This window comes from Thalassotalea nanhaiensis (assembly GCF_031583575.1).
Classification (GTDB): domain Bacteria; phylum Pseudomonadota; class Gammaproteobacteria; order Enterobacterales; family Alteromonadaceae; genus Thalassotalea_A; species Thalassotalea_A nanhaiensis.
The window spans coordinates 1439999-1456177 of record NZ_CP134146.1; the positions used below are offsets into that span (position 1 = coordinate 1439999).

The following is a 16179-nucleotide window of genomic DNA, read 5'->3' on the forward strand; positions in this document are numbered from 1 at the left end:
AAGGGGAAGGTAGTCTTCCCCTTTTGTTAACTTAAAGTTGAATTAACGTCCAATTAGCAGTGTTAAGTGATTTTATTAAAAAAATTGAAAATATCACTTGTATTGGTTTTACCGCTCGGTTTAGTCTAAGACCCTATTAAAAAAAGACCCGCATTTCGGAGTAGTATTATGAGTCAAAATATTCAACCATTAAATAAAACCGCACACGCAAAAACAAAAATAAAACCTCAAGCAAACTATACACATGCAAAAGGGCAACATCTTGCTCCAGTAGTTGTACATGAATTTGCTAGAGCATCTTCAGAGTTTCCTGTTGTATTTGTTAAAAATACAGAAACAGGCACATTTCAGCCAGTAGCTTTATTTGGCATTAAGCCAGGTGAAAACCTTTACACTGAAACTGAAACTTGGGAAGGCACTTATGCCCCTGCAGCAGTAACTAACTTTCCTTTATCTTTAGTACCAGAAAGCAAAGATTCAGATAAGTTTATGGTGGTTATTGCGACTGATAACGCAGTGGTAAATGAAGACGAAGGAAATGCTTTATTTGAAGAAGATGGTGAAGAAAGTGAATATTTAACGCGTCGTAAAGAAGCGTTAGGACAATATTTTGAACACTCTCACATTACTCAAGCATTTACCAAAGAATTAGCCGATAAAGATTTATTAATTCAGCAAAATTTAGAAATTTCTGCTAACGGCGAGAAAATCCAGATCAACGGTCTGTATTTAGTTGATGAAAAGAAACTTAATGAACTTTCAGATGAAGACTATATTGCACTTCGTAAACGTGGTGTTCTTGCACCAATTTATGCGCATTTAAATTCAATGCATCAATTGCATCGTTTAGTTAAAAAGAAAGTTGCATTAAGCTAATTAACTTAGCAGGATAACCTGCTATTTAAGAAGGCTTTATGAACGAAAAGAATGTCAAATCTATCACTATTGTTGGTGGTGGTTCATCCGGTTGGATGAGTGCGTTATATCTAAATAAACTGTATAACCACAATCAAAAAAATATTGATATAACCGTTATTGAAAGTAAAGATATCGGCATTCTTGGTGTAGGAGAGGCGACAGTTCACTCTATTCGCTTCTTCTTCGCTGCAATGGGGCTTGATGAACAAGAACTATTGCATGAAACAAATGCCACATTAAAAACAGGCATTATGTTTAGAAATTGGATGCAGCCTAAAAATGGCAGCACCCATGAATATTTCCATCCTTTTGAACACCAGGCGCTTGGCAACATCCTCGATATTTCCACTGCCTGGATTCTAAGTTCTCGTCACTTATTTGAACGCTACGATCAAGGGGTGAGTTTATCTTCCCATCTGATGGCTAAAAACCTTAGCCCGAAAATGCCTTCATCAAAACCTTATCAAGGCATAGTACCTTACGGTTATCATATCGATGCCACATTAATGGCTCGATTTTTACGTAAAAAAGCTGAAGCTGCCGGTGTTATTCACGTTGAGGCTATGGTGAATAACGTTAACGTTAAAGATGGCAATATTGATAGTATCGATACCGACCAAGGCCAATTTAGTGCTGATATGTTTATCGATTGCACTGGTTTTAAAGGCTTGTTAATCGAAGCGCTAAAAGCAGATAATTGGCAGTCGTTCGAGCAAGAATTACCCTGTAATAAAGCGGTGGCCATGCAAGTGGCTTACAAAGATGAACAGGTGCCGCGCAGCTACACTACAGCAACAGCATTAACCAACGGCTGGGCTTGGGAAATTGATTTGTCATCTCGTCGTGGTACAGGTTATGTATATGACGGAAATCGTTTAACCAAAGAACAAGCAGAAACTGAATTAAAACAACATGTAGGTAAAGATGCAGAGGTACTAAAAACCTTGCACCTTAATATGAAAATAGGCTGTCGCAAAGAGTTCTGGGTAGGAAATTGTATTGCCATTGGTTTATCGGGTGGTTTTATTGAACCGCTGGAATCGACAGGGTTACACTTAATCAACGTCAGTGTGAAGCTTTTGGCGACACACATTTCTTCAAATCAAATTTCACAAGTGTCGCGCGACTCCTATAACCGTTTAATGAATGGCATTTATGATGACTTAAAACGTTTCATCGTTCTGCACTATTGTTTAACTGATCGTGATGATAGCGAGTTTTGGCAACAGGCTCAAAAAAGTGTTGATTATTGTCCTGAGCTGAAACAACAAATCGAATTGTGGCGCCATAAAACCTGCGAGTTTATGGATTTAGCCGGCGGCTATGCAACCACTTTTACCGATGAAAACTATCGCTTTATTCTTTATGGTATGGATCATTTTCCTACACTTCATATGCCTTATGATGAAGACAGTTGCCAACAAATTTTTAACCGTTTTACTTTTATGGCTAACAAAGCTCAAGCGGTAACCTTATCCCATCAAGAATGGATAAAGCAGCGTAGTATGAAGGATTTATCTACAGATAACGTATCAATTAGTATTGGCTCTTAAGCACTTTTATCAATAATACGAGGAATAGAGCCAATGAATAACTCTGAAAATAAACAGTCGAAGGCTATTCGTTCAATTGTAATTGTTGGTGGTGGTACAGCAGGCTGGCTTGCGGCGAATCATTTAGCGAAACAATTAAAACCAACTGAAACCAATGGCATTAAAATTACTTTGGTTGAGTCACCTAATATTCCTACTATTGGCGTTGGCGAAGGTACTGTGCCAATGATGCGCACTTCCCTCCAATACTTAGGAATAAGTGAAACCGATTTCATTAAAGACTGTGAAGTTACGTTCAAACAAGGGATCAAGTTTGTTGATTGGCTACATTCCCCTGAACAAGCCAGCGTAAATGGTTGCAATAATCATTACCATCATATCTTCGATTACCCGTTAATTAATGAATTTGAAGGCTTAACTGCTTATTGGTTGAAAAATTTAGCTGGCAAGGATACGTCCTTTGTAGATGCCGTGGCGTTTCAAGGCAGGGTTTGTGATGCCGGCTTAGCTCCTAAAGATATTACTATGCCTGAGTTTCAAGGGCGTACAAATTATGCTTATCACTTAGATGCAGCAAAATTTTCAAAATTACTTTGTAAGCATGCAACTCAGTCTATGGGAGTAAACCATATTTTGGCTGACGTCGCTCGGGTAGAGCTAGCGGATTCTGGAGATATAAAATCAATTCATACCGATGTACAAGGTGAAATTACTGCTGATTTCTTTGTCGATTGCACAGGATTTAACGCGTTATTATTAGGTAAAACATTAGGCGTTAAATTTATTGATAAAAGCGACGTGTTATTTGCTGATTCAGCATTGGCCATTCAGTTGCCATACGAACATCCAGAGCAAGATATTCCCAGTTTTACTATATCTACGGCTAAACAAGCCGGTTGGATTTGGGATATTGGTTTAACCAAGCGCCGAGGTACTGGTTATGTCTACTCAAGCAAGCACAGTAGTGATGATGACGCAGAGCAAGTATTGCGCAATTACCTTGGTAAAGGCGCTGATAACTTAGATGCTCGAAAAATAGATATGAACATTGGTTATCGTGAAACATTTTGGCATAAAAACTGTGCCGCTATTGGCCTGTCACAAGGCTTTGTTGAACCTTTAGAAGCTACTGGGTTATTAGTGTTTGATGCAACTGCAAAAATGCTGGCTAGTCAGTTTCCTGCAAACCGCGAGCATATGGATGTTGTAGCTAAAAACTTTAACGAAAGAGTAAACAGTAGTTGGGAAAAAGTGATTGAGTTTATTAAACTTCATTACTTTTTATCAAAACGTGATGATAGCCAGTTTTGGTTAGATAATCGCGACCCAAGCACTTGTCCAACAGCTTTATTAGAGCGCCTAGAACTATGGAAGTATCAACTACCCAGCGCCTATGATTTTGCCAGTGGTTTTGAAATTTTCAATTTAGAAAATTATTTATATGTGCTTTACGGCATGCAATTTAATACCGATTTAAGTGCCATGGCATATCGATATACAGAGTCGGATAAAGCAGTCGATTTTTTTAAACAAATAAATCAGCATAGCTTGTCTTTAACCGAACAGTTACCTAATCACCGAGAGTTAATTAATAAAATTCATCGGTTTGGTCTGCAAAAGCGTTAAGCATTCATTTTAACGAGTTAACACAAAGTAGGGAATACAAACACAATGAACAAGATCGTTGCATTATCAGTTGCTGCAAGCTTAGCTTTAATGGCTTGCACGGATGTAAATGAAACCTCAAGCAATACACTTAATCAGTCTCAGCTTGATCAATTATCCAACAGCTTAAATGTTGAATATCAGTTGATAACTAATGTTGCTGACGAAAATTGTGATCCGAACCGTCACGACGGTGCTTGTTTTCAATTACAGCTAAACTTAACCTCGCCTGAGAACGTTAACTCCAGTGATTGGGAAATTTACTTCTCTCAAATAAATCCGGTGCAAAGTGTTGATAGTAATTTGTTTACTATTGAGCATGTGAATGGTGATTTACATAAAATTGTGCCAACAGATAACTTTACCGGCTTTGAAGCAGGACAAACTTACGCGTTAAATTATCGAGTAGATTTTTGGTCATTGTCAGAAACTGATGCGTTGCCAAATTATATTTTAAGTGCAGATTCATTAGAGCCTAGGGTAATTAAAAGCACTCAAACAACCATAGATGCAGAAACGGGACTTGAAATTTATCCGTTTGTTAAGAGCTATATGAGCGTTGAAAAACACTTTAAACGCACCCCAACAGATCAAACACAATGGGCTACGGCCGATGTTTTGTTTGAACGCAACGCTCAAATGCAAGTCGCTAATAATGAGCTGCAAAGTAGTTTAATTCCATCACCTACAAAAATGGACGTTACTGATAATGGTCAATTTGTAGATTTATCTAATGGTTTAAACCTAACGTTAAATGGTGTCGAAAAAGCTAATTTTACCGCCGCACTCAAGCGATTAGCGTTTCTTGGCGTACAAGAAAGTAAACAAGGTGTTGCTGTTAATTTAACGTTAGACGAGTCGCTTAAAGGTGATACTGGCAGCTATCAATTAACAGTGAATGAGCAGGGGATAAATATCCAGGCAAATGATAATTCTGGTTTATTCTATGGTTTGCAATCAATTGCAGCGCTTGTGTCATTAGATAAATTAACCGTTCCTCATTTAACTATTGAAGATGAGCCACACTATCAGTTTCGCAGCATGATGGTTGATGTAGCCCGTAACTTTCATTCCAAGCAGTTTATTTTTGATTTGCTTGATCAAATGGCCGCGTATAAATTAAATAAATTTCATCTACACCTTGGTGATGATGAAGCTTGGCGCCTAGAAATCAATGATTTGCCAGAGCTTACCGATATCAGCTCTAAGCGTTGTTTAGATTTAACGGAGCAGCGCTGTTTATTACCGCAACTAGGGGCAGGGGTTGATCCTACTAGTTCGGTAAATGGTTATTACAGTAAGCAAGATTATAAAGACATTTTACAATATGCGTCTGAGCGTTTCATTCAAGTAATCCCATCATTAGATATGCCAGGGCATTCTCGCTCTTCTATCGTCGCCATGAAAGCACGATACAAAAAATTAATGGCGCAAGGTGATGAGCAGGGCGCTAAACAATTTTTACTGCATGATGAAAACGATACTACCGTCTATTCTTCGGTTCAATACTATAACGACAATACCATTAATGCGTGTATGGAGTCGTCATATGACTTTGTCGCTAAAGTTATGGATGAAGTTAAGGCAATGCATAGCGACGCTGGTCATCCTTTAACTCGTTACCACATTGGCGCAGATGAAACTGCAGGTGCCTGGGTTGAATCACCTATTTGTAAAGAGTTTATTGCCAATAATGATTTAGGTATTACTAAAGCAGAGGAGCTTGGTGCCTACTTTGTAGAACGAGTTGCAAAAATACTGAGCGAGCGAAACATAGAAACTGCTGGCTGGAATGATGGAATGATGCATACCAATGTTAATAATATGCCTGACGTAGTACAAGCGAATGCTTGGGGGATTATTTACTGGCAGGGGCATCAAGCTGCGCATCAATTAGCAAATCAAAATTGGGAGCTTGTGGTTTCAACCCCTGATGTAACCTATTTTGATTTTCCATACGAGCCGGACCCGAAAGAGCATGGCTATTACTGGGCGTCACGACATTCAAATACTGAGAAATTATTTCAATTTATGCCGGATAATCTACCTGCACATGCTGAATTTTGGCTAGATAGAGAAGATAAGCCTTATAGTACAGATGATACGGTGATATTGGATGAACAAGGCAATACAACGTCTGGACCGCTTAAGTCAGGTAGAACGTTTGCCGGGATACAAGGTCAGCTATGGAGTGAAAATACTCGCAATGATGATTTAGCCGAATATAAAATTTTCCCTCGTTTGTTTGCTTTAGCTGAGCGTGCTTGGCATAAACCAGAGTGGGTTGTACCGTACTCTTATAGTGGCAAAGTTTATAGCCAAGAGACGAATAACTTTACTGACAAGATGCGTAAAAACCGTGATCAACAATGGGCAAATTTTGCCAATATAATCGCAAATAAAGAACTGGCTAAATTAGATAAAGCAGAAGTGTTTTATCGAATTCCAACCGTCGGCGCCAAAATAGTTGATGCCAAATTGATGGTTAATATAGCTTACCCTGGACTGACGATTGAATATAAGTTGACTGATAATCAATGGCAAACATGGACCAAACCAGTAAGCATCAGCGGTGATGTAGAAGTTAGAGCACGGTCAAATGACTCTAAAAGAGCAGGTAGAAGCCTGTTTCTATCTCAATAAAGTATATAATTAACAATCGCTTGCATAAGAACGATAAGTTAATATTAAAAAAATGTAAAAACATAATGACAGCGCTGTCATTTGTATGTAATATAAATTTAACAACGCAGAATGTGCTGAACAAATAGAATTTTGAACAGCATGTTTTGACCACAGGCACATTTGCTAAGAGGCGTTAATGAAAAGTAATAAACAACAGCTATTTTTAGGCATTGATGGAGGCGGCAGCAAATGTAAAGCTGTGATCCTGAATACTTCAATGCAAGTGCTGGGTGAGGGAACCTCAGGTGCTGCTAATCCTTTTCATAATTTAGAACGAGCACAACAGTCAATTAGTCATGCAGCAGACTTAGCGTTAGCTGATGCTAACTTGGATGTTTCCTTAAAAAGTGAACTCATCGCAGGCATAGGTCTAGCTGGTGTTAACCTACCAAAGTATTTTTCTCTAATGGAACAATGGCAACACCCGTTTAAAACCATGCATTTAGCAACCGATCTACATATTGCCTGTTTAGGCGCTCATGGTGGTGAAGATGGTGCCATTATGATCACAGGTACGGGCTCGTGTGGCTACGCCACAGTTAAAGGCGAGTCACTGGTGATAGGTGGACATGGTTTTCCGCATGGTGACGTGTGCAGTGGTGCCTGGTTAGGGTTTAAAGCAGTAGAAAAAGTGCTGCTTAGCTTTGACGGTTTGATCAATGAAACGCTACTAACTGAAAAGTTATTTACCGCTCTGAATTGCACGGACTCTAATACTTTAATAGAAACGATAGCCGGTGAAGGCGCTACATTCTATGCAAAGTTAGCGATTAGTGTGTTCGACTCTGCTGATGAAGGCGATGAAATAGCAAAAGCTATTATTAACGAAGGTTGTCAATATTTTGAAGCCGTATTTTATAAGTTAATGGCGATGAAACCCACTAGACTATCTCTTATTGGCGGTTTAAAACCTCGTTTGATGGAATGGTTAAGTTCTGCAGTTGTTGAACAAATTAGTGAACCAGAAAATCCTCCTGAAATTGGCGCGGTACTTTTTGCTATGAATGAGCAAAATACTAACGCGTAAATTTGAAAGTGAACAAGTAAGTTAAACAAATAATTGAGTAATGTTATGACCACATTAATGGAACAAGAAGCTAAGCAAACCCCACTGGTTATTGCTGAGCAGATAAAATTAAATGCAGCTGTTGCTGAAAAAATTGGTAATAAGTTAAGCAATTTTGATCCAAAGATGGTGATGATCATTGGTCGGGGTTCTTCAGATCATGCCGGTGTGTTTGGTAAATATTTGATTGAAATCGAAGTTGGTATTCCTACCTTTGCGGCAGCACCATCGGTTGCGTCTGTTTATGGCAAAACATTAAAGCTTGATAATGCCTTTGTTATTGTTATTTCTCAATCGGGCCGTAGCCCTGATATCTTATCGCAAGCACAAATGGCAAAAGATGCCGGTGCTTATGTTGTCGCGTTAGTTAATGATGAAACATCTCCGTTGGCTGAACTTGTAGACGACGTATTACCTTTGCGTGCTGGTCCTGAGAATTCTGTTGCTGCCACGAAAAGCTACCTGGCTACCTTGTCTGGTCTGTTACAATTAACGGCTTATTGGAGCAAAAACAACGACCTTATCTCGGCGTTAGATTCATTGCCAGAAGCACTTTCAAAAGCAATTGATGCACCTGCACAATTAACGATTGATGGTTTAGCAGATACTCGTAATTTAGTCGTATTGGGTCGAGGTTTAGGTTACGCAGTTTCAAAAGAAATCGCACTGAAATTAAAAGAAGTCTGTTCCATTCACGCTGAAGCATTTTCTAGTGCTGAGTTTTTGCATGGTCCCGTAACGTTAGTGGCACAAAAGTTAACCATAGTAGATTGTCATGTAAATGATGAGTCTGATAAATCTCACAAAGAACAGATCAGCGAAGTTAAATCTCGTGGTGCGGACTTAATTCATTTACAACAAATTGTTAATGATGTTCACCCTAGGTTGGCGCCTTTACTTGTACTGCAACGTTTTTATTTAGATGTTGAACAGGTTGCGTTGGCAAAGGGTTTCAATCCAGATGAACCACAAGGATTAAAGAAAGTAACCAGGACTCTTTAATATGCTGAATTCAATTAACATTGCCAAATTCTTTGATGGACAAACGTTACGTGAAAATGTATCTGTTAGCTTTGCCGATGGAAAAATTGTTGGCGTAGAAAACGCCAAGGCAGGTGTTGAGTCAGGCATTATGGCTCCAGGCTATATTGACGTACAAGTTAACGGTGGTGGCGGGGCATTATTTAATAGTGCTCCTACGGTTGAAACCATTAATACCATCGGTTTGGCACATGCAAAGTTTGGCACTACTGGCTTTTTACCAACCTTAATTACCGATAAAGTTGATGTTATGCAACTTGCTGCAGATGCCGTCAGTGAAGCTTTAAAACAACAAACCCCTGGTGTTTTAGGTGTACATTTTGAAGGGCCGCATTTATCTATCCCTAAAAAAGGTGTGCATAGCCCAGAGTTTATCCGCGGCATTACAGCAGATGAAATGGCGGTATTTACTCGTCAGGATCTTGGTAAAGTTGTGGTTACACTAGCGCCTGAAAACGTATCAACTGATGATATTAAAACATTAGTCGCTGCAGGTGTTCATGTATGTTTAGGTCACTCTAACTCAGACTACGATACTGTTGTTAAAGCGTTAGCCGCTGGGGCAACAGGTTTTACGCATTTGTTTAATGCTATGTCTGCATTTGAGTCTCGGGCACCAGGTATGGTTGGTGCGGCATTGTTAGATGAAAATAGCTGGTGTGGCATAATAATTGATGGTCATCACGTACATTTTGATACGGCTAGGCTAGCGATTAAAGCTAAAACTAGCGGAAAAATGATTCTCGTTACAGATGCTATGCCACCAGTTGGCACTGATGATGATAGTTTTCCATTTTTTGATTCAAAAATTATCAGAACTGGCGATAGGTTAAACGCACTAACGGGTGAACTGGCTGGGTCGTGCTTAGATATGGCTGGAGCAGTAAAAAATACCGTTGAGCACTTGCAAGTAGAGTTAACTGAAGCGCTGCGAATGGCATCAACTTATCCAGCTGCTTTTTTGGCGTTAGAGAATCAAAAAGGGCGCTTGCAACCTGGCGCCTGTGCAGATTTTATTATACTTAACGATGATTTAAACGTGCAGCAAACTTGGATTGCCGGACAGAAAATTATTTAATCAACAATTTAGAACAATAATAAAAATAAACACAATATCAGCTTAATATAGGCGAAATTATGACAACAACAACAGCAAACACACAGAGCAATTCTCAAAGTAGTTTTGTGCCAATGATGATAATTGGCATATTGTTTTTTATCTTTGGTTTTGTCACTTGGCTAAATGGATCATTAATTCCGTTTTTAAAAATAATTTGTGAATTAAACGAGTTTCAAGCGTTATTCGTGACCTTCGCATTTTACATTGCTTACACGGTAATGGCCTATCCAATGTCGACCATATTAAGTAAAACCGGTTATCGAAACGGTATGGCTGTAGGCCTTGCTATTATGGTTGTTGGTGCCCTGTTATTCATACCAGCAGCAACCACAGCAAACTACGTATTCTTTTTAGTAGCGTTATTTACACTGGGTACAGGCTTAACCATTTTACAGACCGCTTCTAACCCTTATTTAGTGCATGTTGGACCAAAAGAAACTGCCGCAGTTCGTATTTCTGTTATGGGGATCATCAACAAAAGTGCAGGTGTTTTAGTACCAATTTTATTTACCGCATTAGTACTATCAGGCATGGGGGATTTTTCTGAAGATGCTCTTGCCAGTTTAGATGCCGCAACACGCGCAGCAAGAATTGAAGAATTATCTTCACAATTAGTCATGCCTTATATTTACATGGCCATCGTTTTATGTGCCTTGATTGCGTTAGTTAAGTTTTCTAATTTGCCAGAACTGCATATTGAAGAAGAAGAGACTGATGTTGAAAATACCACGGGCATATTACATTTTCCGCAAGCAATTCTAGGTGCTGTTGCATTATTTGCTTATGTTGGTGTAGAAGTTATTGCTGCCGATACTATTGGCTTATATGGTTCTGGCATTGGCGTAGAGCATTTTGCATCACTTACCTCGTATACCATGGTAGGTATGGTAATAGGTTATATCATCGGTATTGTTGCAATACCAAAATACGCAAATCAAAAAACGGCGTTAATAGTGTGTTCAGTTGCCGGAGCATTATGTATTTTAGGGGTAGTAACTGGCTCTACCACAAGTACTAGTATTGCTGATGCATTATGGGGCTGGTCAGGTATTCCTGTTATTCCAAACTCAGTAACATTTGTTGCATTAATGGGCTTGTCACATGCCATGGTTTGGCCACTTATTTGGCCATTGGCATTAGATGGTTTAGGTAAATACACCGCTCAGGGGTCTGCTTTACTTATTATGGGTATCGCTGGTGGTGCACTATTACCATTAGTCTTTGGCAAAATTGCTGAGCTTAATGGTGATACACAAGTCGCCTATTGGGTAGGATTACCTTGCTACTTATTTATTTTATTCTATGCTTTAAAAGGCCATAAGATGCGTAGTTGGTCATAGCTTAGTGCGCAAACGCAAAGTTCTCTCTCCCTAGAGAATAAAAGCCCTGACTTTTCGGAGTCAGGGCTTTTTACTTCATGGATGATGGAATGCAAAATCGCCAAGGATGGCTATAGATTTGTAATTTAAGAGACGAGAGACTAGGTACGAGAAACTAAGAGCATGACATAACTCCGGTTAGTAGGTACTTATTTCCTGAACTTGTTTCAGGAGCTGACCTTTATCTAGATCCTGAAACGAGTTCAGGAAGGAATATTTATGTGGCTTTTAAATGAACAGCGAATATCCATCTAAAAAAATTGTTGTCCACTTTCAAATACACAATACCTGTTGTTATAAACACAAACTTAATCTATCAAAGGCTTTTCTTTTCTAGGATCTCGTTTCTAGCTTATTATTTCTGTTTTCAGCTTTTCTTCTGAATACTAACTTTTTGTCCCTCTTGTAAACGCTCGGCGCCGCGAATAGCAACGTTATCTCCAGCTTCTAAGTCACCTTTAATAGCAACCCAATCACCTTGACCATCACCAACAGTAACGGTCGTTTTATGGGCAGTATTTTGTTGATCAATTTTCATCACATAGGTTTCATTTCTACGTAATATAAGGGCATCACGATGAATCGCCAACGTTTGAATTTCAGCCTGTACAGGAATTTCTACTTTAACCAGCTCGCCGGCAGTCCAATGTTGAACACTGTCATTATCTAAAGAAATACGTAATTCAAACGTCTGTGAGCGAGGGTCTGCAGACGGGATCACCGCGTCAATTTTTGCTTGAGTTTGGTAGCTGTCACTAAATACAGTTAATGGTTTGTCTCTTTTAATAAAGGCCATATAACGAATTGGAACAAATAAGCGAACTTTCAAGTTTTCAGTATCGATAAACCTTAATAACACTTGCGAGCGGTTAACGTCTGTCCCTTCACGCTCTAAACGTTCAGTGATCACGCCGGTAAACGGGGCGGTGATATGTGCTCGCTGCAATTGATCGTTAATTTGTTTTAGTTTTAACTGTGCAATTTCTAGATCAGCCTCGGCTAATTCGTATTTTGAACGTGTTTGATCAAGTTGAAATTCTGCCGTATTGTTTTGCGCTTTTAATGTTTGTAATCGAGCTAACTCACGTTTTAAGTAGGCTAAATTAATATTTTCACGTTTTATTTGAGCTTGCTTTTCCAGTTGCAATAATTCAAGCGGAAGGGTATCCATTTTTACTAATGTGTCGCCTTTATTTACGTAACTTCCAGGTTCAATTATCCACTGTAACTGCCCATTTACACCGGCTGTAATCGCTACATTCGAACGACTGTACACAGTACCTAATAAGTTGGCACTTGGTGATAAGTTTGTTTGCTTAACGACTTCCACTTTAACCGGACTTGCAGGGCGTTCAGCCTGTGCATATGCCAAGTTACTGATGCATAACAAACTACTAAGAAGTACTGCTGATTTCATTGTAAATATCTTCATAATTATTACTCATTCACTGCTGTTGATTGTGCATTATTTAACTTGTCTATATGCAAATCTTTAGCACTTATATTGTCAAAACTACCTTTGTTTGATTCCTCGCCTAAGCGTAATAAACTAGGAAGAAGTATTAAGGTAAAAATCGCACTTATTGCCATGCCGCCGACAATAACTGTTGCTAAGCCTCTATATATTTCAGCACCAACGCCCGGCATTACCATTAACGGTAACATGCCAAAAATACTGGTTAGCGTACTCATATATACAGGTCTCGCTCTTATTCGTACTGCTTGTGCTACCGCAACTCTACGATTTGCACCTTCATACTCTGCTACTCGGGTTTGATCAACGAGCAAAATTGCGTTATTAACAACCAAACCTAATAAAATAATAAAACCTATCATGGTCAACAAATCTAATGATTGAAATGTCACTAGATTTAATAAAGATAATGACGCAACGCCACCGGCCACAGCCATAGGCATAACTAACAGCACTAACATACTGTCTTTTGCCGACTTAAATAGTGCGGTCATCAGTAAAAATAAAATGACCAGGGCTAATACAAAGTTCGTGATCATATCGGTGATCGCTTGTTTCATTTTATTAGCGTTACCGCTGAGCTTTATCGTGGCATTAGCAGGTAATACTTTATTCATTATCGGGATCACTTTTTCATTCAACGTACTTATTGCTTCTTCAAGCGACATATCTTCTGGTGGAGACACTCTTAAGCTGATTGTGCGTTTACCATCAACTCTACGTAATTGAGTAGGACCTACGGTACGTTTAATTTGAGTAAGCTCTCCAAGTGTTTGCACACCAGCCAAAGGCGTATAAATTGGCAACGAGGCTAATTCATCAGGGTTTGACCATTGTGAGCCACGTAAAATGATATTCATTCTATCGTTACCATCAAAGTACTCACTTACAAATAATCCATCGGTAAAGGCTCTTACAGCATTAGCCACATCATTTCTATTTAATCCCGCTTGCGCAATACGGCGATCATTAGGAATAAGTTGCAGTTCAGGCTCAGCCATAGATAAACCAGGAATAGGCTGCGCATTCACCCCCGGCATGTTTTGACTGATTGCGCCTATGCCTTCTTGAGCAGTTAACATTAGCTCTTCCAGGTTTGGCCCTTGAATGTCTAAATTAATCGAACGACCGTTACCACCGCCGCTAACATTTATCATAGATCCTCTAAACAAATAGACCTGGGTATCTGGTAAATCAGCAAGGATGTCGCTTCGAACAATATTCATCAGCTCTTCTACTTTGCTTGGGTCGTCAGCATAGATAAAGCCACCACTGAAGCTTGCCCCGTAGGAGTAAAAATTATAGCTTTTAATTTTAGGTAACTGCTCACCCGTTAAATGTGGTTGAATACGTTTCTTAACCAGTTGTGCCATTTCTTGGTCGATAAAGTTTAAGTTACCGCCCGGCGGTAAACTGATATTAAAGAAGAATCCATCAATTGGTGTTCTTGGCATAAAGTCAGTTTTAGGGATAAGTATGACACTTAGTGCTATTGAGCCACCTAATAAGAGTCCTATCCAAGTAAACCGCTTCATTGAAGAGTTTGTTAAACGCATCACCAGATTGGTGATTTTTTGCCAATAGTGCTCAAATGGATCGGCTTTGGGTAAGTCTTTTAACCAAAACTTACTGGCAATAGGTAATACGGTAATGGCAGCGACCAATGAAGCAACAACCGCGATTGATAACGTTAACGCTAAATCAGAAAACAGCTGTCCTTCAATGCCTTGCATAAACAGAATAGGCAGGAAAATTGCGACACTGGTTGCGGTAGACGCAAATAATGCACCGGTAACCTGAAATGCACCAAGAATAACGGCTTTGTGATTTTTAACGCCATTTGCTCTTAGCCGAACAATATTTTCTTGAACAATAATTGCAGCATCAAGGACTAAACCAACCGCAAACGCTAAACCGGCAAGAGATATTACGTTTAAACTGCGATCAAAAATACTTAAGCCTAAAAATGCTACCATTAATGAAATTGGAATCGTGCTGGCGATAATTAGCGTTGGCTTTAAGCCTCGCAAAAACAACCACAAAATTCCTAACGCCAACAATACGCCTAAACCAAGGTTACTTTTTACCAAGGTAAGGGCATTTCTAATATGTACCGATGAGTCAAAACTTAAATCAATCTTTACACCATGCTGTGCCAATACACCTGAATTAAGTTCATTAATGGCAAGGTTTATATCATCGAGTAATTTAACCGTATTTGCATCATTATTGCGGGTAACGGTGATGTAATAAGCAGGGTTACCATTTCGTAGAGTTAAACCAAAGCGGTCAACCAATGTTTCTTCTATGCTGGCGATATCTTTTAAAAATATTGGACGTTGACTTTGATAACCGATGATCATGTCATTAAGACTACTAACGTCAAATTGGCCAATGAAACGAACGGTATATTGACGTCTTCCTACATCTGCAAAACCGCCGGATATATCGGCTGAGCGCGCAATTGTTGAACTAATTTTACCTAGTTCAATGCCCATAGCCGCCGCTTTATAAGGGTCAAAACTAATGCGTAACTCTTTTGGTCTTTTTGAATTTAAATTAACTTGTCCAATGCCAGGAATACGAGCGAGTCTAGGCTCGACAACATCTTCAATCAGTTTTTGATAATTACCCATGTTTTTATCTGGGTTATTATCGAGTATTTTTACCAATAAAGATGCCGCATTTGGGCCGCCTCGTCCGCCGCCAGCAGCGACTACTGGCTCTATGGCATCAAGTGGCAAAGGTGGCGCTTGGTTCAGCTTATTAATTACATCAAGCATGGCTTGTTGCATATTAGTACCCACATCAAATGTTAGGGTAATATTACCAAAGCCACTATTGATGCTGGTGGTAACATCAGTGACACCACGGGTATTTTTTACCACATTTTCTTGTGGCTCGATGATCATCGATTCCATTTCTTGCGGAGAGGCGCTGCGCCACCCGGTAGAAATTGTTATTTGCGGTTGTTCAATATCAGGCGTTAATTGGATTGGCAGTTTAGCAATACTTATTGCTCCGAATACGAAAATAAGCGCCACAATCACTAAAATAGCTGCGGGGTTATTTAGGGAGCTACGGGTTAAATTCATTACAAAATTCCAATCTAGTTATTGCTGCTGCACATTATAAAGAGCTTACAAAATATTAACATTTGCAAAGTGTTTCTAATTATTTCAAGCAGTGTAATGGATTAATTGGCTAAATTGCTTGTTTTGAGACCAATAACGCAGTGGTTACGTTAAGTTACAAATTCCGGGTTATATTTTACAAAA

The 16179-nt window shown here is 39.2% G+C and carries 10 protein-coding genes; 8 read left to right on the forward strand and 2 right to left on the reverse strand.

Annotation, left to right across the window (positions count from 1 at the left end; genetic code table 11):
* Positions 1 to 165: 165 nt before the first annotated feature.
* From RI845_RS06460 to RI845_RS06495, 8 genes are all read left to right on the forward strand, one after another.
* The gene (locus RI845_RS06460; protein ID WP_348389511.1) at positions 166 to 876 is read left to right on the forward strand and encodes a SapC family protein; all 711 of its coding nucleotides are present in this window, start codon (positions 166 to 168) and stop codon (positions 874 to 876) included.
* A gap of 38 nt (positions 877 to 914) precedes the next feature.
* Positions 915 to 2471: a tryptophan halogenase family protein gene (locus RI845_RS06465; RefSeq protein WP_348388920.1), complete on the forward strand. Its 1557-nt coding sequence runs from the start codon at positions 915 to 917 to the stop codon at positions 2469 to 2471.
* A gap of 33 nt (positions 2472 to 2504) precedes the next feature.
* Positions 2505 to 4097 (forward strand): tryptophan halogenase family protein, encoded by a 1593-nt coding sequence (locus RI845_RS06470; protein WP_348388921.1) that lies wholly within the window; start codon positions 2505 to 2507, stop codon positions 4095 to 4097.
* 45 nt (positions 4098 to 4142) lie between these two features.
* Complete coding sequence (locus RI845_RS06475; RefSeq protein WP_348388922.1) at positions 4143 to 6779, forward strand: family 20 glycosylhydrolase; 2637 nt, start codon at positions 4143 to 4145, stop codon at positions 6777 to 6779.
* 178 nt (positions 6780 to 6957) lie between these two features.
* Positions 6958 to 7848, forward strand: a complete 891-nt coding sequence (gene nagK / locus RI845_RS06480; protein WP_348388923.1) for an N-acetylglucosamine kinase — start codon at positions 6958 to 6960, stop codon at positions 7846 to 7848.
* Between the two features lie 45 nt (positions 7849 to 7893).
* Complete coding sequence (nagB-II, locus tag RI845_RS06485) at positions 7894 to 8889, forward strand: glucosamine-6-phosphate deaminase NagB-II (RefSeq protein ID WP_348388924.1); 996 nt, start codon at positions 7894 to 7896, stop codon at positions 8887 to 8889.
* A gap of 1 nt (position 8890) precedes the next feature.
* Positions 8891 to 10006, forward strand: a complete 1116-nt coding sequence (gene nagA, locus RI845_RS06490; RefSeq protein WP_348388925.1) for an N-acetylglucosamine-6-phosphate deacetylase — start codon at positions 8891 to 8893, stop codon at positions 10004 to 10006.
* A 59-nt stretch (positions 10007 to 10065) separates the two neighbouring features.
* Positions 10066 to 11388, forward strand: coding sequence for a sugar MFS transporter (locus tag RI845_RS06495; RefSeq protein WP_348388926.1), 1323 nt, complete (start codon positions 10066 to 10068; stop codon positions 11386 to 11388).
* A gap of 406 nt (positions 11389 to 11794) precedes the next feature.
* Here RI845_RS06495 and RI845_RS06500 read toward each other — a convergent pair whose 3' ends face one another.
* The gene (locus tag RI845_RS06500) at positions 11795 to 12844 is read right to left on the reverse strand and encodes an efflux RND transporter periplasmic adaptor subunit (RefSeq protein WP_348388927.1); all 1050 of its coding nucleotides are present in this window, start codon (positions 12842 to 12844) and stop codon (positions 11795 to 11797) included.
* Between the two features lie 20 nt (positions 12845 to 12864).
* Positions 12865 to 15996, reverse strand: coding sequence for an efflux RND transporter permease subunit (locus tag RI845_RS06505; protein WP_348388928.1), 3132 nt, complete (start codon positions 15994 to 15996; stop codon positions 12865 to 12867).
* Between the last annotated feature and the right edge of the window lie 183 nt (positions 15997 to 16179).

Bases quoted from the DNA above. Each gene is read 5' to 3' on its own strand.
- RI845_RS06475 (WP_348388922.1), top strand. From the start codon at position 4,143: ATGAACAAGATCGTTGCATTATCAGTTGCTGCAAGCTTAGCTTTAATG.
- RI845_RS06500 (WP_348388927.1), bottom strand. From the start codon at position 12,844: ATGAAATCAGCAGTACTTCTTAGTAGTTTGTTATGCATCAGTAACTTG.
- nagA (WP_348388925.1), top strand. From the start codon at position 8,891: ATGCTGAATTCAATTAACATTGCCAAATTCTTTGATGGACAAACGTTA.
- RI845_RS06470 (WP_348388921.1), top strand. From the start codon at position 2,505: ATGAATAACTCTGAAAATAAACAGTCGAAGGCTATTCGTTCAATTGTA.
- nagB-II (WP_348388924.1), top strand. From the start codon at position 7,894: ATGACCACATTAATGGAACAAGAAGCTAAGCAAACCCCACTGGTTATT.
- RI845_RS06495 (WP_348388926.1), top strand. From the start codon at position 10,066: ATGACAACAACAACAGCAAACACACAGAGCAATTCTCAAAGTAGTTTT.
- nagK (WP_348388923.1), top strand. From the start codon at position 6,958: ATGAAAAGTAATAAACAACAGCTATTTTTAGGCATTGATGGAGGCGGC.
- RI845_RS06505 (WP_348388928.1), bottom strand. From the start codon at position 15,996: ATGAATTTAACCCGTAGCTCCCTAAATAACCCCGCAGCTATTTTAGTG.
- RI845_RS06465 (WP_348388920.1), top strand. From the start codon at position 915: ATGAACGAAAAGAATGTCAAATCTATCACTATTGTTGGTGGTGGTTCA.